At 42.1% G+C, this 24,128-nt stretch carries 17 protein-coding genes; 10 read left to right on the plus strand and 7 right to left on the minus strand.

Annotated elements, in window-relative coordinates; translation table 11 throughout:
- Positions 1–7: 7 nt before the first annotated feature.
- The 3 genes from ABM313_RS18630 to purL form a co-directional block, all read right to left on the minus strand.
- Positions 8–1,843: an NAD(P)H-quinone oxidoreductase subunit F gene (locus tag ABM313_RS18630; protein ID WP_434684640.1), complete on the minus strand. Its 1,836-nt coding sequence runs from the start codon at positions 1,841–1,843 to the stop codon at positions 8–10.
- Positions 1,844–2,173: 330 nt separating this feature from the next.
- The gene (locus tag ABM313_RS18635; RefSeq protein ID WP_434684641.1) at positions 2,174–2,908 is read right to left on the minus strand and encodes a hypothetical protein; all 735 of its coding nucleotides are present in this window, start codon (positions 2,906–2,908) and stop codon (positions 2,174–2,176) included.
- Positions 2,909–3,097: 189 nt separating this feature from the next.
- Entirely contained in the window at positions 3,098–5,422 is a 2,325-nt protein-coding gene (purL, locus tag ABM313_RS18640) for a phosphoribosylformylglycinamidine synthase subunit PurL (protein WP_434688524.1), read from the minus strand.
- A 148-nt stretch (positions 5,423–5,570) separates the two neighbouring features.
- Here purL and ABM313_RS18645 point away from each other — a divergent pair, with 148 nt between their 5' ends.
- Genes ABM313_RS18645 through ABM313_RS18655 form a run of 3 tightly spaced genes read left to right on the plus strand, consistent with a single transcriptional unit; the run spans position 5,571 to position 7,948 of the window.
- Positions 5,571–6,797: a hypothetical protein gene (locus tag ABM313_RS18645; protein ID WP_434684642.1), complete on the plus strand. Its 1,227-nt coding sequence runs from the start codon at positions 5,571–5,573 to the stop codon at positions 6,795–6,797.
- On the plus strand, positions 6,790–7,383 hold the full coding sequence (locus tag ABM313_RS18650) for an ABC transporter permease (protein ID WP_434684643.1): 594 nt from the start codon (positions 6,790–6,792) through the stop codon (positions 7,381–7,383). Before ABM313_RS18645 ends, ABM313_RS18650 begins: the two co-directional genes overlap by 8 nt.
- Complete coding sequence (locus ABM313_RS18655) at positions 7,373–7,948, plus strand: hypothetical protein (RefSeq protein WP_434684644.1); 576 nt, start codon at positions 7,373–7,375, stop codon at positions 7,946–7,948. Before ABM313_RS18650 ends, ABM313_RS18655 begins: the two co-directional genes overlap by 11 nt.
- A gap of 80 nt (positions 7,949–8,028) precedes the next feature.
- Here ABM313_RS18655 and tnpC read toward each other — a convergent pair whose 3' ends face one another.
- Positions 8,029–9,384 (minus strand): IS66 family transposase, encoded by a 1,356-nt coding sequence (gene tnpC / locus ABM313_RS18660; protein WP_434684645.1) that lies wholly within the window; start codon positions 9,382–9,384, stop codon positions 8,029–8,031.
- A 335-nt stretch (positions 9,385–9,719) separates the two neighbouring features.
- On the opposite strand from tnpC, the gene ABM313_RS18665 reads away from it, so the two are divergent.
- The 3 genes from ABM313_RS18665 (at position 9,720) to ABM313_RS18675 (ending at position 13,992) form a co-directional block, all read left to right on the plus strand.
- A complete protein-coding gene (locus tag ABM313_RS18665; RefSeq protein WP_434684646.1) occupies positions 9,720–12,029 on the plus strand; it encodes a transglutaminase TgpA family protein in 2,310 nt (769 codons plus the stop codon).
- 302 nt (positions 12,030–12,331) lie between these two features.
- Positions 12,332–12,817, plus strand: a complete 486-nt coding sequence (gene apcD, locus ABM313_RS18670; RefSeq protein WP_434688526.1) for an allophycocyanin subunit alpha-B — start codon at positions 12,332–12,334, stop codon at positions 12,815–12,817.
- Positions 12,818–12,900: 83 nt separating this feature from the next.
- Positions 12,901–13,992, plus strand: coding sequence for a cupin-like domain-containing protein (locus ABM313_RS18675; protein WP_434684647.1), 1,092 nt, complete (start codon positions 12,901–12,903; stop codon positions 13,990–13,992).
- Positions 13,993–14,207: 215 nt separating this feature from the next.
- Here ABM313_RS18675 and ABM313_RS18680 read toward each other — a convergent pair whose 3' ends face one another.
- Positions 14,208–17,825 (minus strand): PAS domain S-box protein, encoded by a 3,618-nt coding sequence (locus ABM313_RS18680; RefSeq protein WP_434684648.1) that lies wholly within the window; start codon positions 17,823–17,825, stop codon positions 14,208–14,210.
- 30 nt (positions 17,826–17,855) lie between these two features.
- Positions 17,856–19,385, minus strand: a complete 1,530-nt coding sequence (locus ABM313_RS18685; protein ID WP_434684649.1) for a tetratricopeptide repeat protein — start codon at positions 19,383–19,385, stop codon at positions 17,856–17,858.
- 528 nt (positions 19,386–19,913) lie between these two features.
- On the opposite strand from ABM313_RS18685, the gene hslO reads away from it, so the two are divergent.
- The 3 genes from hslO to ABM313_RS18700 all read left to right on the plus strand — a co-directional run bounded on the left by hslO (position 19,914) and on the right by ABM313_RS18700 (position 22,282).
- Entirely contained in the window at positions 19,914–20,852 is a 939-nt protein-coding gene (gene hslO / locus ABM313_RS18690) for an Hsp33 family molecular chaperone HslO (RefSeq protein WP_434684650.1), read from the plus strand.
- 101 nt (positions 20,853–20,953) lie between these two features.
- Positions 20,954–21,829 (plus strand): S-methyl-5'-thioadenosine phosphorylase, encoded by an 876-nt coding sequence (locus tag ABM313_RS18695; protein WP_434684651.1) that lies wholly within the window; start codon positions 20,954–20,956, stop codon positions 21,827–21,829.
- A gap of 120 nt (positions 21,830–21,949) precedes the next feature.
- Positions 21,950–22,282, plus strand: a complete 333-nt coding sequence (locus ABM313_RS18700; RefSeq protein ID WP_434684652.1) for a hypothetical protein — start codon at positions 21,950–21,952, stop codon at positions 22,280–22,282.
- A 68-nt stretch (positions 22,283–22,350) separates the two neighbouring features.
- Here ABM313_RS18700 and hemE read toward each other — a convergent pair whose 3' ends face one another.
- Positions 22,351–23,388, minus strand: a complete 1,038-nt coding sequence (gene hemE, locus ABM313_RS18705) for a uroporphyrinogen decarboxylase (protein WP_434684653.1) — start codon at positions 23,386–23,388, stop codon at positions 22,351–22,353.
- A 301-nt stretch (positions 23,389–23,689) separates the two neighbouring features.
- Between hemE and ABM313_RS18710 the strand changes: the two genes are divergently transcribed.
- Positions 23,690–24,124 (plus strand): c-type cytochrome, encoded by a 435-nt coding sequence (locus tag ABM313_RS18710; RefSeq protein WP_434684654.1) that lies wholly within the window; start codon positions 23,690–23,692, stop codon positions 24,122–24,124.
- Positions 24,125–24,128 lie beyond the last annotated feature (4 nt).

The following is a 24,128-nucleotide window of genomic DNA, read 5'->3' on the forward strand; positions in this document are numbered from 1 at the left end:
TTCCAGATTAAAGAGTTCGATTAAATAGCAGTAAAAGTAGAACGCCAATACCAACCATGATCGTTAAGGTATAAAGCTGTAACTGACCAAAGGTGCTGTAACGCAGATTTTGACCACTAAATAGCGTCGCTAATCCAAAGAAATTACCTACGCCATCAACAAAAAAGCGATCGAACCAGTACATTCCTTTTGACACACCATCAACTAAGCCCACAATCGTCACCTTATAAAGTTTGGGCGTATAGAAGTCATTGGCAAAGAAGCTTTGTAAACTCTGCCAAGGTAAAATCACAGGCTTAGGTACTTGCTCGTTAAGATAGAGATATCCACCTGTGGCTAAACCTGCCACACTGGAACTCAACAGCAACAGAGCGTTGGGACTGAAGAGTAAATTCCAATCGGTGATCACTCCCCAAGCAGTGAGCATCTGGGGAACATGAAGGACGATTCCTGCCATGATTGTCATTGGCAAAACGATTAGCCATAGAGGTTCTACAGATCGCTCGGTCATCTGCTTGGGTCGCCCTCCCCAAATCAGCCCAAACACGCGCATGAGACTAAAAGCAATCAAGCCATTAATTACCAAAATTAATTCTGCCAGTGCAGGATTCTTGTCCCAAAGATGAGAAATCAAATCAACCATCGCCCAAAATCCGCCCAATGGAGGTAAGCCAATCAAGCCGATCGCCCCAACTAAAAAGCAGAGTCCCGATACTGGGCGACGACTCCATAGTCCTCCCAATAATCTCAGGTCTTGACTAACATTATTAGAAATAATGCTGCCCACGGACATGAGGAGCAAGGCGATCGCTAAGGCATGGGAAAAGATCAAGGTATAAGCACTATGGGTTTCACCAGCACCAACGGAAATAAATATCAATCCCATAAATGCGCTGGTTAAATAGGACAGAGATCGCTTCACATCTATTTGGGCGATCGCGATAAGAGTCGCTCCCAAAGCTGTAGCTGCACCAACAGCAATTACAGCCTGTTGAGTCAGGGGTGATAATGCCAAAAGTGGTTGCAATTTCACTAATACCCAAGCACCTGTAGCAACCACAACCGAATTACGCAAAACCGTACTGGGTAAAGGTCCTTCCATCGCTTCATCTAACCAAAGATGTAAGGGGAATTGAGCGCATTTGCCCATAGGACCGACCATCAGTGCTAGGGTGACTAAAGTAATCGCAGTGGGACTGACATCTGAAGTTTTAGCCCATTCTGTCAGTTCGCTAAAATTCCAAGTGCCAGTCAAAGGCAGCAAGCCGACAACTCCGATTAAAAGAAATAAGTCACCAACTCGCTTTGTTAAGAAAGCATCTCGTGCTCCTGTTACTACTAATGATTGGTTGTACCATATGCCCACAAGTAGGTAAGTGCCGAGGGTCAAAATTTCTAGAACGACATAGCTGAAGAATAAAGAGTCACATAGAACAAGGGAACACATGCCTGCCTCAAAAAGTGCTAGCAGCGCATAAAATCTTCCCCAGCCCCAGTCCATTTCCATGTAGCCAACGGCGTAGATCCCCGCCATTAGATTAATCGCAGTAACTAGGACGATCGCTCCAACCGTGATTTCTGAGATCTGTAAATCAATGGTGAAGTTTAATCCTCCTACCTCTAGCCAAGGAAAAGATAACAATTGTGCTGGCTGTCCCCAAACTACAGTCAAAGCGGCGATCGCATGAACCAAAGAGCATAGGGTCATGGAGATATTGATGTAGCCTGCTGGTCTTGGTCCAGTTTTACGAGTAATACTGGGAAACCAGATGATCGATAGCATCGCTCCTATCAGGGAATAGCAGGGTATCAGCCAGATCGTGTCCAGCCAGTTATTTATCATGATATATCTATCTATTTGCTAAAAATCATAGTTAAATTTCTATGATTATTGCAGAGATAGATCTAAATGAAAATAGGTAGTATCATCAATATTTATCTATGTATATTATAAGCAACTATACCAAAACATAAAACGGCGTTGCCGTTTTATGTTTTGAGAACTCTTACTGGGTCTGGGTTTTACTGCGATTACCGAGCAACCGAATCACAAGATATTTATTAACAGTGTTGTTTCGCAACACTGTTAATAAATATCTTGTTTGGGCTTAGGCAAAGAGAAAGGCGGTGTAAAGCACCGCCTTTCTCTTTGCCTAAGCTCTTGCTATAGAAATTAGTAATCATCCCTAACAGCAAACGTAATCGTTTGTTTAGTCACGACATTGATCACTGTATTTGGTTCAATTACTGTCACCTGCGGTGCTGTCACATTACCAACTAGCACGGAAGCCGCCGCACCACCAAGAATATCAATGATCTGCACATTGCCACGTAACACTCCACCAAGGACTGCACCTGCGGCTCCACCAATCCCAGCATCGGTCAAAATTGCGCCTGCACCAGTTTCACGGGGATCTTTCATGTCATTAATTAAAGCTGATTCAGCTTGAAGTCTGACAGTTGCACCTCGACTGGTAAATCTTTGAGCGATAAACCTAGAACCTCCCTCAGCAGGCACGAACTGTCCCTCGATCACTGCCCCCGCAGGAATCAAGACCGTCCCATTGTTTGCTGCGATGTCTTGGGCAACTAGCAGACTTGCATTAACAGTTTCTCCCTTGTTGATATAGAGTGTGTCTTGGCGATTGATTTTAGTGGCGATTGTTTGACCAGCAGGCAAACTCAAGGTCGAGCGAAACACTTGAGCAACTTGATTAGGAGATTTGGTTTGTGAAGGTTGAGGATTAGCAAATCGGGGTTGCGTGACCTGTGATTGATATCTAGCTTGCGATCGATAACGCGGAGCCGCAGAGCTTGGGCTTGCCATCAATAAAGAAGTTGCTGCAATGCTGACTACTATGCTTGCAGATGAAATAGCTGCTAATTTTGAAATGTGTTTAGCGCTCATAAATGCCTCTTGGGGATGCCAATAGAGTTCTATCTAGATATGACTAACTGTAATTTAGTTTTGTTCCAATCGCGATCACCTTAATCACTACAGCAATTTATCACTACAGCAATTTCCCATCAAAACCCAAAAGCCCTTTAAAAAGCTTGCGAAGCCAAGCTTTTTAAAGGGCTTTTGGGTTTGTAATTTTTACAAGGTATGTCCCATGCGCTTAGGAATTGCCTCATTAAAGTTTTTGGTAATTTGCGCTAGGGATACCGCGATCGCTTTCTCTTTACCCACCACAATCTCTAAGTTCTGATCTGCATCACTTACAATGCCGATATGTTGCCAATTGTTGCCTAACTGATTGGTGAGATAGGTTTCCCATGCGGTGCGATCGCTATCTTTGACAGAAACAACAATTCGACTCGCGCCTTCACCAAAGAGAACTTGAGTGAGATGGTGACCTTCAGGATTAGCGAGTTGAATTTGCGCCGTGAGTTTGCCAGAGATACTTGATTCGGCGATCGCCACGGCTAGACCACCTTCAGCACAATCATGAGCCGACTTTACTAATCCTTGGGTAATGCCTCGACGACAAGCGAATTGCACTTTACGTTCTAGGTCAAAATCAACGGGTTGCGGGCGACCTGTCACTTCACCAATGACTGAAGCAAGATATTCTGAACCAGCTAGACTCGCGCGATCGCTACCGAGTAGATAAATCGCATCACCCACAGATTGCCAACCCTGACCACAAACCTTAGTGACATCTTCAACTAAGCCCACCATGCCAATTACAGGTGTAGGATAAATTGGTTGGGCATTACCTTCGGAGTCAATGGTTTCGTTGTAGAGTGAGACATTGCCACCAGTCACAGGAGTTGACAACTCGCGACAAGCATCAGCAATTCCGCGACAAGCTTCGTGAAGTTGCCAATAACCGATCGCATTTTCAGGACTGCCAAAATTCAAATTGTCGGTGACAGATAGAGGTTCAGAGCCAACGCAAGACAGATTACGCGCCGCTTCAGCAACTGCGAGTTTTGCACCTTCATAAGGGTCAAGATAAACATAACGAGCATTACAATCAACTGTAGCCGCGACACCGACAAGAGAATCAATTTGAGCTTGGGATGCTCCCAATTCGCCAACTCCAAAGCCTTGGCTACGTAAACGAATCACCGCTGCATCGGCTCCCCCAGGAAAGATCACCGTATTATTTTGAACTTGGTGATCATATTGACGATAGACCCATGATTTAGAGGCAATCACAGGAGTGTCAAGTAATTGCAAAAGAGCATCATTGGGAGAAATAGATTTAAAAGCAGCGATCGCAGCTTTCTCCTCCCAAGCCCAAGCTTTCTGAGCATATTCGGGAGTATCTGCAAGCTGACGATGATAGATGGGAGTATTGTCAGCGAGTGCTGTGGCGGGGATTTCCGCAGCAACTTCCCCATGCCAAAGAATTCGCACAATCGGTTCCGCTAAAACTTCTCCAGCAACAACCGCATGAAGTCCCCAACGCTCAAAAATATCAATAAGTTCCTGTTCTCTTCCCTTATGCGCCACAAAGAGCATTCTTTCCTGTGATTCTGACAACAGATATTCATAGGGAGTCATTCCTGTTTCTCTGGCAGGAATTTTGTCTAGATCGAGAACTACACCCACACCACCTTTAGCTGCCATTTCAGAAGTGGAACAGGTCAACCCTGCCGCACCCATATCTTGAGCTGCGACAACTGCACCTGTTTTGAATGCTTCCAAACAAGCTTCTACTAGGGATTTTTCTAAAAAGGGATCGCCGACTTGTACCGCCGAACGGCTCTGCTCCGACTTGTCCGAAATCTCAGTACTAGCAAAACTCGCTCCCTTCATCCCATCTCGTCCTGTAGTAGAGCCAACATAGATCACAGGATTACCAGTGCCTGAAGCTCCAGACTTAACGATTTCCTTGGTTTCCATAATGCCGATCGCCATGGCGTTGACGAGGGGATTACGGTTATATGCCTTATCAAAATAGACCTCACCGCCAACCGTAGGAACGCCGATACAGTTGCCATAACCTGCAATGCCATTGACAATGCCATTGACACGACTACGCACCCAAGGATCAGACAATTCGCCAAATCGCAGTGAATTCAAAATAGCGACGGGACGCGCTCCCATCGTAAAAATATCGCGTAAAATGCCGCCGACACCTGTTGCCGCGCCTTGGTATGGCTCCACTGCCGAAGGACGGTTATGACTTTCGATTTTGAAACTGATGGCAATATCATCGGTGATTTTGACCACACCTGCATTTTCTCCTGGTCCAACGAGAATGCGATCGCCTGTAGTGGGAAATTGCTTAAGTAACGGACGCGAATTTTTGTAGCAGCAATGCTCTGACCACATCACACCAAACATCCCCAATTCGGCTTTGTTAGGTTCACGACCAAGGCGATCGCAAATCATCTGATATTCATCAAGAGTCAAGCCCTCAGATTTAATTTCGGCTGCGGAAAATTTGGGTGTGGTATTGGCGGTCATGGTTAGATCTGGGACAATCATTTACTTGCAATAATCATCTTATCGCAACACCCTATTTTTTGCTGTGGTGCGATAGTCGGCTTCTTTGCAGATTTTGGTTCATCCGTTAAGATGGAAACACTAACTCGCAATTAAGTTGAAAAATATCATGTCCGATCGCCTGAAATTTTTCCGCAAACTAATGTCAGCTTTTGAAGGTACTTCTAACCCTCAACGCGCTGTCGAGCGAGGATTTTATGTCAACTTGCCTAATAATCCTGTAGGAGTTATTACTAGTAAAATTGCTCTCCGACCTTCTTCAGTGCATTTGTTATTTGGTGGTATTGGATCGGGAAAAACAACACAGTTATTATTAACGCAACAAGCTTTAGATGAGTTAGAAGATATTAAAGCTATTTATGTTGATGTTAGTCTTGTTACGGATATTTCCGATCTTCAGTCTGGGGCTTTAATTGCGATCGCTGGACTTGAATTAATAAAAACATTACAAGGCTACAATACTTCTGAGATACATAATTCCAAAAGAATATTTGAAGGATTATTATATGGAAATAGCGAGATTATTACGCATCATCAACCAAAATTTACTGGAGGTTTAGCGGAAGTACTAAATAAAGGATACCCCCAAGCATATACTACTACTGAGAAGCGAGAAAATAGAAGTTCAGTTTTACAAGCTTTTATAAAGGTAAGTGAAATTGCTAATGAAAGGACAACAAAACAAGTTGTATTTCTTTTCGATAGTCTAGATAGATTAAGGGAATCCAAAATATTTATTAAACCTACTCTTGATGACGTAATTGAAATTAACAAATATGGGCTTGGAGCTATTCTCGTAGGCTCAATTGTAACTCTATATACAGAGAGAGTCCATATTGTCAAAAACACAGAAAATTTCTATTTTTTACCATATTTGGATCTATTAAAAGATTCTGAAGCGCAGCAATTTTTCGCGCAGATTTTTGAGGTTAGAGATTCTGAAAGCCTTATCAATAAAGATGCAAGAGAATTATTGATATTTAATTCTGGAGGAGTATTACGAGATTTAATGTCTCTTAGTCAAGCAGCTATTGAAGAGGCATATATGGATGGCTCGTCTCTAGTTATGGAGCAACATGCAGAGCAAGCAATTATATCTATGCAACGTTCAAAAACAATTGGTTTAACTGATTTGAATATAGATACTCTTATTAAAGTTGCAACTGAAAAATCATTTTTTCCTAGAACTTCTGAAGATTTTGAACTAATGCTCACAGGGCATATATTAGAATATGAATATCCTCGCCAACGTTTTGCTATTCATCCGACTTTAATTCTATTTATCCAAAATAAAATTAATATGAGAGAATTTACTAATGGATTTGCTAATGGATAAACTATCTTCTGTAGATGAATTATTGCAAAAAATTGAGTTGCGCCCACCAGATAGTAATAGTTGGATGGTTCTAGTCGCTACGCCTGATGACATACAATCAACAATTGATGAATTACAAGATAGTGTTGAGATTTTTAGTGAATGTGAAACAGTAACTATTGCAGGAGAATCTGGAGCAAGAAATCTAGTTAAATGTATTCAAGAAGCACCTCAAGAATACTTCCTACTACATCAACTTGACTCTTGGGATAATAACGAATGGAAAATTTTTGATGCTTTTAGAACTCAATTAGATAAAAATACAAATGGAGGCTTAGTTGTACTTTCCGATCAAGCAAGTCATTTAATGTTTAGTAATGCTCCTCATTTTGTTAGCTTCGTCGGTTCACGATTATATTATTTAGATAACAAAGCAAATGTACTAACTCCTGAAGAATGTGAGCAACGCTTGTCTGCATTACAAGAATGGTCTGGTCAAACCAATGAAGAGATAATAGCTTTAGCAGAAAATCGTCAACTACCAACCGATCCAGAATATGGAGAGTGGCTAATTTTGCTTGATCGAGGTGACTTGCTTGAAAGGTAAAAATAATTGGGAAAAGTTCTGTAAAGAAATCCAAGAGCGTTCTTTAAATCAGACACTGCTGGAAGTAGAAAGTGCAGAGAAATTAAGGAAGAAAATTTTTAAATGTTTGAATGATGCTAGCAATGAAAAAATATTGAGTGAAAATCTAAGCGAGATTCATAAATTACTTAAAATCAATAATAGTAAGCAAGGATACATAATTACAGGTGGTGGCGAAGATTCTAAGCGCAATTTTAAAAGAGATCCCAATATTCCACATTTTAAACTTCATAATGGACGCTGGTTTGATTTTGCGATCACTATTGATGAAAGATGTAAACCTGCTCAAATTCTAAGTTTTGCTTTTGAAATTAGGTTTCCTAAAAGAGAAGGAGAAATTGCAGATTCTTTTCTAAGAATTGACCTTAATTCCCCAGATCATAGAAATGATGTACGAGAGTTACGATTTCATCTTCATCCCAACAATGGTGACATCATGGTTCATAGTCCGCCTATGTCACCTCTAGAAATTCTTCATATGTTTTTATATGGTATGGAAATTCGTGACAAACCACGTGCTTCTTAAAACACTCAAAATTTTGCTGCGATTGAGATAGCTTTATGATTGCTCTCAGCAGCTATTAATCTAACATTTTTAGTAATTGCTCAACCTATAGAAAACAATGATTTGAGAGGATTCAAAGCGATAAGAATGGACTCAAAAGCAGAAAAGCCTTGTCTTTTTCCAGTATTGACAATGGAACGAACAGCCGCAAATAAGTCACGCCCCCAATCGGAGCGAAAACCATTCGTAACTTTTCTAAAAATGACACTCCAACGTAAAGCCTGTTCGCTAGAGTTATTAGTTGGCGGGATGGTGTGGTCATCCAAAAACAGAAATAAGTTTTCTCGTAATTCTAGATATCGCTTCTGTAATCTAAGTCCATCTTCTTGAGTAGGTAACAGAGCTAAAATATTGTCGAGGTCTCGATACAATCGACATCGATATTGATAACGAGTAGAGTCAGCTAAATCCGACCATCGCCTTCGCAGCACCAAAGCTCGTAGCAGCAGCTTTTTCATCCTGCCAGAGAAAATCTGGTCTCCTGCATCAATTCCATACTGACAATCTCTGAGTTGATGGGCAAGACAAACTTGCCATTCTGTCGCTGGATTGGTCTTTTGGGCGCTAAACAAATCTGATACCCACACCTCTGGTTGATGCTCTGCCATCACTTCGGCGATGACATCTGCGCCTCTAGACGGTCGGATGATATGAAAACATACTTGTTCGTTCTGAAATACCCATTCCCATTGATTTTTACCGTTTACCCTTGCTCTGGTTTCGTCACTGCATACTAGACGAGATGTTTTTAGGGCTTGGAGTATTCCTGTCACCTCCGACTCTAGTTGTCCTTTCACCCTTGTTAAGAGATTGGCGATACCTCCTTCTGATATCTCTAAGCCAAATACTTCACTCAGCATTTGCTGCATTCTTCCATAGCTTATACCGTGACTGTATCTCATCGTTGTCACTAGGGCAGCTATTCTTTCTCCAAAGGGACTTCCTACTTCAAGTCCTACGGGTAATGCTGCGATTTGTTCCTGTCCACAATGCTCACACTTGCATCCATACCTTTCGATTCTGGTAACGATGGGCTTGATTGGTGGTATATCGATCTTGTCGTATCGTTCCAGTAATACCTGCATTGATTCAGCGATCTCTTTCCCACATTCTGCACAACTTTTTACAGTTGCTTTGAGCGTTTGGTCTGGATTTTCACTCAGTTGACGACCTCCTCCATCTCTTCCTATACTTCCTGCTCGTTTGCCTTCTGTTTCTTCTGGATTATTGATTTCCGCTTTAAATCCTTTGGCTGGTGGCAAACTTGAGTTCTTTGAAGTCTTCTTTGGTTTCTTTTCTAACTGCTTCTGTAGTTTTTGTAGTTCTTCCCATAACTTAACTATCAAGGCTTCTTTTGCCTCGTCTGTTAGTTCTTTTAGGTTGGGTAGTTCTTTCATTTCTTTAATTTATCAGCTTTTGCCCCTTTGTCAATTTTCCTACGTTGAGCTATTACCATTTTTATCATAAAAAGCATCAAGAGGTAGTCCTGAAGTACCGTTCTAATAAATGTAAATAGAGTCATTAAATAGAGAAATAGAGCCATTTTCCATTTTAAAAATTCTTGTACTTGTGCCATCAGGTTATTTATGAGATTAAATGGTTTGAGAGAGTGAGCCCCGAAGGGGCTCACTCTCTCAAACCATTTAGGATTGCTATAGATCGAGCTTAGTACTGATTACACTAGTTTTATACTAGTTATTTAGAAGCAAATAATCCCTAACTTCAGAGCCATATGGATACGATTCAGCAACCCCGGTCCAAGATCGGTGCATTTGACAAACTGCGAAAGGCTTCAGAATTTACGATCGCGGGAGTTGAAGATTCGATTCCGTTGCGGGTACTAGTCCAAATCTTTGTGTTTATTAGTATTGGGGCTATGGACTCCGTCGCGAGTTCAGGGAATAGTGCTTGGGCAATCCCTCTTAGCGCGATCGCAGGAGTCTGGGCATGGTACGCAAGGCGCAAACGCAATGTAATTGTAAAACTATTCATTGCGATCGCCATGATTGCGATGTTGGTTGTATTTCTACGCGATCTGGTACGAAATGCCGATGAGACTAGATTGCTACTAGCACGACTGTTGATCCAGTTGCAGGTTTTGCATAGCTTTGACCTACCCCGTCGCAAAGACTTGGGATATTCGATTGTGATCGGATTAATCCTGATGGCTCTAGCCGCGACCCTCAGTCAAACGATGGTGTTTGCACTATGGTTAATTGCTTTTTTATTGTTAGGGATTCCAATTTTATTGCTTGATCACCGATCGCGTTTAGGCGTTCCCACCAAAAGTTTTCAGCCAGATAAAATGGGGATTTCTCTATTGCCTTTATCGGGACTACTCGCGATCGTTTTAGTTTTAGGCTTAACAATTTTTGCATTTTTACCTCGCCTTCCAGGTTTTCAGCTACGCAACTTTCCCGTAAGTGTCAATCTTTCCGTCCAAAGAGATGTACCTAGAGGTGACATCTTAACGAGACAACAACAAAATCAACAACAATCTGGCAATGGCACTAGCCCCAATGGCACTGGAGGAACAGGAAACAATAACGATTTAGAAACCTTGCCTCCATTATTTGCACCTGAAATTGATACAGTTTCTGGTTCTCAGCAAAGTAAGCAGCGTCAACCTGAATTAGTAATGCGTGTGCGATCGCAAGCTGAACTATTCTGGCGCGTAATGGCGTATGACGAATTTACAGGCAAGGGCTGGCGAATTTCGCGCAATGACCCCAAACAAATTCGCACTGTTCGGCGTAACCCCTTTACTTACGAGTTTTTTGTCGCTCAACCGCCCCATGCATCTATTGGTATCAAAAAACAACTCCAACCCGTTGAGAGTCAAGATGTAGTCCAAACCTATACCATTACCTCACCAAATTTTCCTAACCTTGTACCTGCCGCATCTGTGCCAAGACAGATCTTTTTTCCTAGTGAAGAGCTAGATATCGATCCAGAGGGAATGATTCGCGGACCGGGTCCTTTGCCTGAAGACCTTACCTATACGGTAATTTCCAATGTGGTGGCTCGTGATGTCCAACAATTACGACAAATGCCCAATCAATACCCAAGCTCAATTCGTAATTATTATTTACAAGTTCCCGCCAATTTATCGCCTGAAGTCCGTAATCAAGCTATTAGTCTAGTGAATAATGCCAAAGACAAAGATGGCAAGCCGATCACTTTGGATAATGCCTACGATGTGGTGGTACAGATCGCCCGCAGTGTTAAGCAAAACTACGTCATTAAACCTCTGAAATTTGATGATTCTAAAGGCGATCTCGTATCTCAGTTTATTGAGCAGGGTGGTGGTGAAGAGAGTCATTTTATCTCGACGATGGCGGTCATGTTGCGATCTCTGGGGATTCCTACTCGCTATGTGGTTGGTTTTGCCCCAGGAAAATTCAATCCATTTACAGGGCTATATGAGGTACAGAACATTGATACCCAATCCTTGGTAGAAGTTTACTTCCCTGTCTATGGTTGGATTCCATTTGATCCTGTACCCAATCGTCCTCTGTTTCCCCCATCACTGGAGAACAATCGCACCTTTGGCGTGATCCAGACCTTTTGGAGTTGGATCGCCCAATTTTTACCTAGTTCAGTCACCAACTTTTTTACAGCCCTATTTGAAAGTATCGGTAAATTTTTGGGTGGAGTGATCAGTTGGCTCATTGAGATGGGCTGGATTGGGATTGCCTTTGGTTTAGCGATCGCCTTTGGCATTGGCATCGGTTTATGGGCATTGTGGCAATTGGCGATCTGGTGGTGGCAAGTACAACGCTTACAAAAAATGCCAATCCCGCAGCGTACTTATCAGCAAATGTTGCAATGGCTATCAGAGCAGGGCAAACCGAAATTGTCTTACCAAACGCCCCAAGAATATGTGGCTAGCCTCAACAATCGCGTTTCTGAAAAACAAGCAGAGGCGATCGCCAAAATTACGCAGATCTATCAAGATTGGCGCTATGGCGATCAGGCGATCGGCTATAACCTAGCCACAGAACTAAAAATGCTGCTCAAGCAACTAAAAGCCAAAATGTAACAGGTCAGATATATCTTGCTTCAAGACAAAAAGCACTTTAAATCTGGTTTTTATAGACATCTTTTGCTATAGCTCATACAGATTTTGCACTGACTGGAACCCCAAAGCAAAAACTTGAAAGTGATGCTTCGTCTCACTTTCAAGTTTTTGCCCTAACCTAAAAGTAGAGATAGGGCACAAAGCACCGCATCTGTACTTTTAGGTTTTGATTATGAAGATTTGTGATTTTATTACAAATTCTTGGCGCATTCACCGCTTTTGGTAGACTAGATGGCGAATATATTAAATTTTTTATTTTAATTATGAGTGTAGTTAGTCAAGTTTTAGAAAGAGCCGACGAAGAACTCCGTTATCCCAGCATTGCTGAGTTACAAAGTGTGCAAAACTTTCTCGCCACTGGCGCTCAAAGGGTACGCATTGCCACAACCTTGGCAGAAAGCGAAGACAAGATCGTCAAGAAAGCCACCGAAGAACTATTTAGAATTCATCCTGATTACATCTCCCCAGGTGGTAATGCCTATGGTCAAAAGCAACGAAACCAGTGCCTGAGAGACTTCACATGGTACATCCGCCTCACCACCTATGGGGTTTTGGCAGGTGATAAAGATCCGATCGAAAAAATCGGCATCATTGGTGTCCGTGAAATGTACAACTCCCTCGGTGTTCCTCTAGTCGGAATGGCTGATGCAGTTCGTTGCCTCAAGAATGCATCTCTAGCCTTACTCAGCAAAGACGATGCTGCTACCACTGAGCCTTATTTTGACTACATCATTCAAGCCATGTCTTAGAAATTAGAAGGGGGTGCTTTGCGCCCCCTCCTAATGCGATCGCTCTAAGATAGAAATAGGACGATCTTCAAAAATTGACCCTTATGCTGCAAAATCCTAAAATCCCAAAATCTCAAACAAGTTTTTCGACTTTTGATCCCCGCTACTTCTCGCAGATCGTCGTTACTTCTGAGCCTGTTACCGATGCTTGGCGACGATGGATAGCTGATAGCAAGTTTGCGGGGATGGATGATCAGTCAATTGTGCAGCAATTAATTACCCATGGCATCAGTCCCAGCGCAGCCCGTCTAGAAGTAAGTTCGCTTCATCAAAATCCTTATTTTCAAGCAGGACATAAATATGTCCAAGTCCTCAATAAAATAGAATCCCATGCCAATATTTTGGCAGAGCTTTCGTTTCTCTCCCCTCGCTCACATACCATTGAGCGCAGAGACCATATTTCTAGAACAGAGTTTTTAGAAAACTACTACTGCAAAAATATTCCCCTAATTTTTCCAAGCATTGCCAAGAACTGGTCAGCCATTTCAAAATGGAATCCTGAATATCTTCATGAGAAATATGGCGAGGTTGAGATAGAAGTACAAAGCGATCGCAACAGCGATCGGCTTTATGAGATTAATGTCGATCAACATCGCAAAAAAATGCGAATGGCTGATTATGCTAGAACCGTAGTCAATGGGGGGGCAACAAACAACTATTACATGGTGGCAAACAACGGCAATATCGAAAAGACCGATTTACGTGGTTTGCTAGAAGATATCGAGATGTTTCCTGAATATCTTGATCCGACAAATATCAATGGCACTACTTTTTTCTGGTTTGGTCCTGCAGGAACAATTACTCCATTACATCACGATCCCGTTAATCTAATTTTTGTGCAGGTCTATGGTCGTAAAGTATGGAAGATTATTCCTCCCTATTACACCCACATGATTTACAACTACCGAGGTGTTTTTAGCGAAGTTGACTGTGAAAATCCTGACTATGAGAAGTATCCATTATTTCAAAAAATTCCTATTATTGAAGTGACTTTAAATCCAGGAGACGCGATATTCATGCCCGTTGGTTGGTGGCACGCCGTGAAATCTCTGGATATCAGCATATCTATGTCTTTCACTAATTTTGTATTTCCCAATAAATATGAATGGACATATCCTGCTATCACAAATTCATAGCTAAATGAAGGCGGCACTTCGTGCCGCCTTCATTTAGCTATTTGCGGCGTGCTTCGCACGGCTGCAAATGTACGCAAAACATATATATAGCTATAGCCACCTGTATCAGGACAAATCAAAACCCAAATAATGTGAGGCGGCGCTTCGCGCCGCCTCACATTATTTGGGTTTTATGTCCTACAAGAATGGCTATAGCTATACCAATGCCACAGTAGCTATACTTTTTGAGTATGCAATTCTAAAAACTCACGAATGCGTTTGATTTGAAAATCACGGGCATAGTCTAACACTTGATTAGCAAAGGGACTAAAAGTGGCATCAGTTGTCTGTAAAAGCGTAACTTCATCCTGAATTGCTAGAACATCACCCATCCGAGCCAGTTGCAATAACTTTTCGAGTGTGTAGTTGGGGGGAGGAATCAGAGGTTGCGAAATCGCCTCAGCCTTGTCATTGGCAACATCTATGACATTAGGAGCATGAGTATGTGCATCTTCGTATAGCCATTCCAAATTGAGAAGCGATCGCATTGTATAAAATAATGTATCTGGATCAACAGGCTTCGCAATAAAATCATTGCATCCAACCGCAATACTTAGATTCCGATCTTGATTGAAAGCACTCGCCGAAACCATGACGATCGCAGTTTTCTGGAACATTGGCAACTGACGCAACTGCTTTGTAGTTTCATGTCCATCCAGTTGCGGCATCACCATATCCAACAAAATTAAATCTGGCTCAAATATCTGCGCTTGCGTAATGCAGTCATAACCATCGATCGCCTCAGCCACGATAAAACCAAGGGGTGTAAGCAAATCACGTAATACCATGCGATTTTCAGTCTTATCATCGACAATCAAAATTTTGCACCGCTCTCCTAAGTAGCCCGTAATTGTGCGACTATCGATCATTACATGGGGAACATGATTCGGAACTTCGGTTAACTCAATTTCAAACCAGAAAGTACTACCCTCATTTAAGCTACTCTCCACATGCAGTTGTCCTCCCATCATCTCCACAAGTTTCTGACAAATCGGTAAGCCTAAACCAGTACCAGAGTATCGCCGAGCGCGATCGCCTACTTGCTGAAATGGCAAAAATATGTCGTCTAACTTATCAGGATCGATACCCACACCCGTATCGGCGATCGCAAAATGGACTTTATATTTATGACTAGATTCACAGGGTTGAGTACTGACGGTCAGCGAGACACTACCGTGATCAGTAAATTTAACTGCATTCCCAAATAAATTAATTAATACTTGGCGCAATCGCTTTTCATCACCATACATCGTAGTGGGTAAAGCTGTTAGAGGTTTGTAGATTAACTGAACATCCTTAGCGCCTACTTGCAGTTGGAACATATCCGTAATACTTTGTAGCAACTTCGGAAGATCAAATTCACTAGGATTCAGTTCTAGCTTCTTTGCTTCAATTTTAGAAAGATCGAGAATGTCATTGAGCAAAGTCAGCAAATGCTCACCACTACGTTGAATCACCTCTAAACCAGCTTTATGTTTATCAGGATCGTAACTACGCTTGAGGATTTGAGCATAACCGAGAATACCGTTAAGGGGAGTACGTAACTCATGACTCATGTTTGCGAGAAACTCACTCTTAGCCCGATTTGCCGTATCTGCAACTTCTTTAGCAGATTGCAGTTCTTTCTCGGCTTGTTTACGATCAGTAATATCCGTCCCTACCGATAGAATTTCAATTAACTGTCCTTGATCGTTATAGATCGGCTTATTCGACCAAGTTACCCAGACACGCCGCCCATCTTTGCAAATATTCTCATTCTCGTTGAGTTGATATTTCTCAGGAGCGCAACATATTTCAGAAATCATGTTTCGCAGATCTTCACCTGATACATCTTTGGCTGAGACAACTGTATCTAATACATAAGTACCGATAATTTCTTCTAATTGATAGCCAAAAAACTTCAGGCCATAGTCATTTAAGAAGCAAATCCGACCCTGTGTATCCCATCGGAGAATTATGCAATTAGCTGATTCCACGAGATCGCGATATTTCTTTTCACTCTGTTTGATATTTTCTTCGATAATCTTGCGATCGCTAATATCCTTGACTGCATAAATTGCAAAAACCTTGCCGCCAAACTCAATGGTTTCCGAAGAGATTAGTCCCGTAAACCTCTTCCCACTCTTAGTCACAAAATTTGCTTCGTAGTTAAATACTCTCCCTTCAACTTCTAAAATCGCTAACATGCGATCGCGTTCTTCCAAATCAACCCAAAGATTTAAATCAGAAGGCGCTGCACCAATCGCTTCTTCACGGGTATAGCCTGTGATTTCTGACCACTTATTATTGACATCAATATGTTTGTAAGTTTCATTGGAGAGCAAAGCCATACCATCTGGACTAGAACGAAATGCTTTAGCAAATTTCTCTTCAGATTCTCTCAAAGCCGCTTCAGTGATTTCATGTTCTAAAATCTCCTGCTGTAATGCATAGGTACGTTCATCAACTTTCTGCATTAAAAGCTGTGAATATTCCTCTAGTCTTGTGTGCGATCTTTTCATCTGGCGACTCATCTGATTAAAGGAATTCGCCAATATTGCTAATTCTTTAATGGCACAAGATTCTTCCACCTTTTGATCGAGATTACCATTAGCGATCGATTGACTTGCTTGACTAAGTTGAGCAATGGGACGACTGATACGACGAGCAGCTATCACTCCTAAGACAGCGTTCAATCCAAGGGCAATGAGACATAACATTCCTGTTGATAATGTATTTTCTTTAATCTGCGACATAAAATCAGACGCAGGCATAGCCACAACTATCCGCCAATTCAATCCACCTAAACCAGAGTTATCCTGCAATTTCCCAACTTGAATAAAGTATGGCTCGCCCTCAAACTTGATCATTGACTGTTGAATCTCATTGTCATGATTTACTGGCTGAGATTTCAACCATTCAGCCACTGTGCGAGTTAATTTATCTTGACTTTGAGTTGCTAAAATACGCTCCGATTTATTACCTAATGTTGAGATTTCTACATCTAAATTAGAAGTTGCGACTAATTTCCCTGAAGGCTCAATAATTAATGTTTGCCCCTGTTCACTAACTTTTGTTTCCTGTAAAAACTGATTGATATCGCCCAACAGCATCGATACACCTAACACACCCTGTAGATCGCCATTTTCTTGAAAGATCGGCTTAATCGCGGTGATCGCAGGTTTTTCGGCAATCGAGTCTGTATATACTTCAGTCCAAATACTTTTTCTGGTCTCAACTATAGTTTGATACCAAGGGCGATCGCTTAGATTAAATCTACTCTTGGGCATTAAGGCTGTTTGAGGTCGCCCAAAGTTATCGGTCATGAAAGTCGAACTGGAATTTTCTAGAGCAAATCCATCTTTAATTCGTCTTGCGCCAAAGTATTTACCAGAAAAAGTAGCAACGTAAATATTGCTGATACGAGGAAAGCTTTGTAGTTGTTTCCAAAAGTGATTTTGGATTTTTTGTTCATCACTAGAATCAATTTGAGCTAACTCAATGCTATTAGCATTAAGTTGATTGAGCGTATAGGGGAGTTCTAAATAGGAATGTAAGCGATCTTGAACTTGCTCAGTAGCTTTACGGTGGAACTGATTGGCGAGAAGCAAAATCGCTTGATGCCCATTCCGAAAAGATAACCATCCAATCAATCCAACAATGCCAAAGGTGTTTAACAAAAATGGCACTGTAATCAATAAGCTTAGAGGGATTCTCAAGCCTTTACATTCACAGCGATTTGTTTGCGTAGGAATAAATCCTGCTGACGCATTGTTAATTACTTTAGTAGATAGAGGATTGATCTGTTGGGTCATGGGCTTTGTGTGCTGTTGCATTCCTGAGCTTTAATCAAAACCAAGTCTTCTCAATGCGATTTTACGATTTTGCCAAACCTGTGGTTCTTGTGGTGATATTTGGATTGCTTGATCATAGGCAGCGATCGCCTCTTCGAGCATTCCTAGACCACTGAGAGCATTGCCTCGGTTATACCAAGCAAAATGGTCGTCAGGATTGATCTCTAGGGCACGGTCATGACTAGCGATCGCCTCTTCGTAAAGTTCAAGTTTACTCAGTACCAGACCACGATTGTTCCATGCATAATAATCATCGGGACGAATTTCTAGAGCTTTATCGTAACTGGCGATCGCTTCTGTGTAATTGCCCCATTGCTCAAGAGCTTTGGCGCGGCTATACCAGATTTGATGATCGCGCGGCTTATACTCTAGAGCGCGATCATAACTAGCCACAGCCTCTCCATATTTGCCGATACTTTCCAAAGCATAGGCGCGACTAAACCACCCCTGAACATAGTCGGGTCTAAGGGCTAGCGCCTTTTCGCAATGAGAGATCGCTTCTTCATATTTTCCGAGCACACTGCAAACTAACCCTTTCCCCCCATAGGAATAGTAATAATCAGGTTTGTGTTTAAGCGCTAGATTATAACTATCAATCGCTTCTTCGTAGCGACCTAACATACTCAAAGAAGTGCCAAGGTTGTGCCAAGCTGCATAAAAATCTTCTTTATAGGCGATCGCCTGACGGTAATTGTTTACAGCCTCTTCATGGTGACTAGATAGATCTAAGGCAACTGCACGGTTATACCAAGCCAAATGATTATTAGAACGAATCTGCAAAGCAAGATCGCAATTGGCGATCGCCTCTTGACAACGATTACCCGCAACTAATAACCCACCTTGCTCTAGTAATAGCTCAATCCGACGTTCAGAAATTAGGGGCTGAGCCGCAATCAGCTTTTGCAGATCCTCATATTTGCGATCGCGTTCTTCCTCACTAATTTGAGCGTAGGCTTCATAGCGATCGTCACTGACCCAGCGAAAAGTCTCCTGTCGCATCAACTCCATGTCAGTAGGAAACTCAAACACCTCAACAGCATCATCAAAAAATTCGGGATAGCTATCAATAAAAAATTTAAGTGCAAATAAAGGCAGTAAAAATACAAAGCAAATCGGAAAATTCTCTTTGAGCTTAGATTGTAATAGGAGCAGATGGGCAAGGGGACGAGGAAGATGGGTTAGTTTTTCACCCAATGCATGATCCTCTAAATCATCAACTTTATTTTCTAAGAACTCTTCGATACCTGTGATAAACAATAGATTTGCTTCATGTAAATCTGGCTCATTAGCAAACATCTCATAAAAATCAGCGATCGGGCGATCGAGCCTTAACACTCGAATTGTTTGACTCTCTGCATCTACCCGTATCCTTCTAATTATCTGCTCCCCCTCGGCAGGCGAGCAACGCACAAACAGCATTCCAAAATCTTGCTTGTTTCTGAGTAAACTCAATAGAGTCTGATATTCTGTCTCTGGATTTTTTAGAGCGTCCTTATCCCAAGCGTTTCCAGTGTATTGCATGGTTCTCCAATTTGACCGAATACTCAGACTAATCATATCAAAAAAGATTAGAGGCGGCGCTAAGCAAAACCTCATAAGAGTGTTGACATGCTTGGCGATAGGGCTATTAACAAACCAAGATATTTTTTGAAAATGATGCAAAGCAACATTTTCAAAAAATATCTTGGTTCAGGTTTGATCGCAAAGCGCTGTAATACCAAAACACAGGATGTCTACTTGTGTTTTTTGTGTCTTTCTTGATAGATGTGCAAAGATAGTTGCGGCGCTTTGCGCCGCAACTATCTTTGGGGTTTTGATTTTGTCCTAACATGACTGGCAACAGCTATAAAACCCTTACTAGGCTTGAGTTTTAATTTACAAAAGTGTTGCTACATTTTCGTAAATTGGTATAAGACATAAAAACTAAAGGAGAATTGCGGCGCTTTGCGCCGCAATTCTCCTTTAGTTTTGGGACTGCTATAACATAGAGATCTAGCTCAGGTTCTACCTGCGTTGCTCTATTGAATAATCCAAACTTAGAAAAAGTTCATGAACGATCGCTTAATTCGCGCCCTCACCGCCGACGGCCGAGTCCGTGTCATTGGCGTGAATATTACCCAATCCCTTACTGAGGCTCGTCGTCGTCATCATTTATCAGCGGTTGCTACAGCCTCACTCGGTCGAGCCATGGCGGCAAGCTTACTACTTGCCTCAAATATGAAACAACCTCAAGCCAGAGTAAATGTCAGAGTAGCTGGAGATGGCGGACTAGGTTTAGTCTACGCTGATGCTGGATTTGATGGAACAGTACGCGGTTTTGTTACCAATCCTCAATTTACATTGCCGCCCCTTGCCGATGGTCAACAAAATGTCATTCAAGGCGTTGGGCAAATAGGTTTTTTCAAAGTTATGCGTGATGTTGGCTATGGCGAACCCTATAGCAGCACCGTGGAGTTAATTGCAGGTGATATCGCCAATGATGTTGCTTGGTACTTAGCCTCTTCGGAGCAAACTTATTCCAAGCTCATGCTGACCGAAATAATTGATCAGGATAATCATAGCGAGGCTCCCGTTAAGGTAGCAGCAGGGATTTTGTTACAAATCATGCCCATGGCGACCCTGCGGGCAGCAAAGACCGCAAACCTCTCTCAGGAAGATTTATTGATCCAACTAGAAGCAAAAAGTGATTCGCAAAATTTCAGAAACTTGCTGCTTCAAGGCAAAGCGATCGAAGATGTGATGACGGAAATCTTTGCTGATATGCATCTAGATATTTTGCCGATGACTAAAGATGTCAAATTTCATTGCCCTTGCTCACTCGATCGCATGTTAGCGGCGATGAAGATGTTTGGCGAAGAAGATTTGCGATCGATGATTAGTGATGACAAAGGAGCCGAGGCAACTTGTCATTTCTGCGGTGAGGTCTATCACGCTAGTACTGAGCAGTTAAATAATTTACTTGCAGATTTACAGGTAGCAAAAGCCTAACTAACAAGAAGTCTCGCGTAGCGAGACTTCTTGTTAGTTAGGCTTTATGGTAACTTCACTTCTAGACGCTTCTCGATAAATTTGCATAATTCCTAAAAACTATGACAGTTAACGCACAAATTGGCATTATTGGTGGCAGTGGACTCTACAAAATGTCCGCCCTGACTGATATTCAAGAAATTAACATCGATACTCCCTTTGGAAAAACATCAGATGCATTTATCTATGGCAAATTATCAGGGACACCAGTAGTATTTCTTGCCAGACATGGGCGATCGCACCATTTACTACCCACCGAAGTCCCCTATCGCGCCAATATCTATGCACTCAAAAGTCTTGGCGTAGAATACATCATCTCCGCCTCAGCCGTTGGCTCGTTGCAGGAATATGCTCGTCCCCTTGATATCGTGCTACCCGATCAATTTATTGATCGCACCACTAGCCGCACTTCCACATTTTTTGGGGAAGGGATTGTCGCCCACGTTGCTTTTGGCGAACCAATTTGCAAATCACTGTTATCTGTTGTCTCCTCTGCGGCGGAAGCGATCGACTTAGGACGCAACAAAGTCCATAAAGGTGGAATTTATCTTTGTATGGAGGGACCAGCCTTTTCGACTAAAGCTGAATCTTTGCTCTATCGCAGTTGGGGCGCTAAGGTAATTGGCATGACCAACCTTACTGAAGCAAAGCTTGCCCGTGAAGCTGAAATTGCCTATGCCACGATCGCCTTGGTTACCGATTATGATTGCTGGCATGACGATCATGAGAGTGTAACGGTGGAAATGATCGTCCAAAATTTACAAAAAAATGCCCTAAATGCTCAAGCCGTAATTCAAAATGCCGTGGCAAAGATTGCGGCAAATCCTCCTAAATCTGAAGCTCATCATGCTCTGAAGACTTCAATCTTGACGGATTTGAGTAAGGTGTCTGATGCCAGTCGCGATCGCTTAAAAGTAATTTTGCAGAAGTATCTCTAATTTGATTACCTAGTAATTTACCTAGTAATACTAATGCACTTCAAAACAAGCCCAGTAAAATTTTGAGATTGCAAAAATGGCGTTGCCATTTTTGCAATTGGTATAGGGAGAAGTATCAAAATGACACAGCCTTTAACACTTGATAGTGTAGCCAACGATTTAGATACAGTCAAAGAGATCATGTTTACCCTTGCAAGGCAATATGAACGCATTGATCGTACTGTTGATCAAGTGGCTACTCAACAACAAGCTAATACTGAAGCGATCTCCAATCTGACAAGATTCATGATGCAGTTAGGTGAAACAATGGCAAGTACACAAGCTGACATTAGGCAGATGCAGGCAGATGTTAGAGAGATGCAAGCAGATGTTAGAGAGATGCAAGCTGAAGTTAAAGGCTTGCAAGTTGAAAATCGTAGGATTTTGCAACACGTATTCAAGGATGAGTTTTAGGGTTAGCAAAAGCTATAAAAAAAGCCTCGCTAAGCGAGGCTTTTTTTATAGCTTTTGCCGCAAGTTTCTTAAGAGCCAAGCCCTTTAACTGTCTCAAAGAAAAATCTGGCGTTATCTTCGGGCGTGGTGGATAAAATGCCATGACCGAGATTCATGATGTGACCCTTGTTACCAGCTTTAGCAACAACTTCTAAAATACGTTCGCGAATGTAGCTCTGCTCAGCAAAGAGAACACAGGGATCGAGGTTACCTTGGACAGGAATATCATGACCAAGGCGATCGCGGGCATCGACAAGATCCACAGTCCAATCAACACTGACGATATCCACACCAGACTTAGGCATTAGGTCTAGTACACCCGCACTACCACTAATATAAAGAATCATGGGCGTGTTGGGATATTTTGCCTTGACCTTATCTACCACCATCTTTTGGTAGGGCAGCGCAAAGGTTTTATAATCCGTTGGGCAAAGATGTCCAGCCCAAGAATCAAACATTTGTACAACTTGAGCGCCACACTCGATCTGGTGAATTACATAAGTGCCGATCATTTCGGCAATCTTGGTCAAAAAGCTATGAATAATTGCTGGCTCTTTGTAAGCCATTGCCTTAATCGTAGAATAATCCTTAGAGCCTTTACCTTCAACAGAATAGGCAGCTAATGTCCAAGGTGCGCCCACAAATCCAAGAATTGTTGCTTGATCTTTAACTTCTTCTTTGATCGCGCTTAAAATCTTCCGAATGAAGGGAACAGCAGTATCAGGGTCAAACTCTGTGAGAGCATCAACCTGAGCTTGGGTACGAATTGGGGACTCAATAATTGGTCCTCTGCTTTCGATGATGTCAAAGTTAATGCCGATACCTGTGAGGGGAGTGAGGATATCGGAGAACATAATCACGCCATCAGGTTGAAAAGCGCGAAATGGTTGCAAAGAAATTTCGGCGGCGAGTTCAGGGATTTCCGATCGCTCTCTAAATGTTGGATATTTATCACGCAAATCACGATACACCTTCATGTATCTTCCTGCTTGACGCATCATCCATACTGGTGGACGATCCAGTACTTCACCTCTTGCTGCCCTTAGCAAGCGATCATTTCCTCCCATAATCAACTCTTTCCTGTATTTTTAAACTTTTTTATGATTGTGCTTTTGAATTATAGAACGTGGAGTACCAGACACCAATAAACTAAAGTGGGGCGTAAAGAGCAAGGTTTTAGTCCTATCCTGCCAAATCATAGGGAGAGCCATCGGTTCATGACTAAACTTAGGCTTTATTTAATTTCTCATTGCGATTTGATTACTTATACTTTCTTTAAGATATGTTATTAATACTTAAGCTATGAATACTTTGCTAAGTACTTATTAAGTAAAAGTTTTGGCTAAATAATGGCTAGGTTTAAAAACTGTGATTAATGAAGGAGCAAATTTGGTAAAGGATGCTGACCCGTCGGCAGATACGACATCAGATCAATCCTTGCGTTCGCCTGAGGTAAAGTCGCCTCTACAAAGCTTGCTGGCGATCGCAATTACTTTGGCGATCATGGCGATCGCTCTATTTTTTTGGATATTCAGTCCACCGCTCGATCAATATACACAGTCGGTTTTAAACCTTTCAGGTGATCCTGTACAGGGAAGGTCAATTTTTGTGATGAATTGTGTGGCTTGTCATGGTCAATGGGCTAATGGCAAAGTTGGACCCAGCTTGCATGGTGTATCCGATCGCAAGTCCGATGCTCGTCTAATCCAACAAGTCGTCAGTGGTGAAACTCCACCCATGCCCCAGTTTCAACCAAGCCCTCAAGATATGGCAGATTTGTTGAGCTATCTCAAGCAATTATAAAAAG

Origin of the sequence: Pseudanabaena minima str. Chao 2107 (genome assembly GCF_051131155.1) — a bacterium.
Lineage (GTDB): Bacteria > Cyanobacteriota > Cyanobacteriia > Pseudanabaenales > Pseudanabaenaceae > Pseudanabaena > Pseudanabaena minima.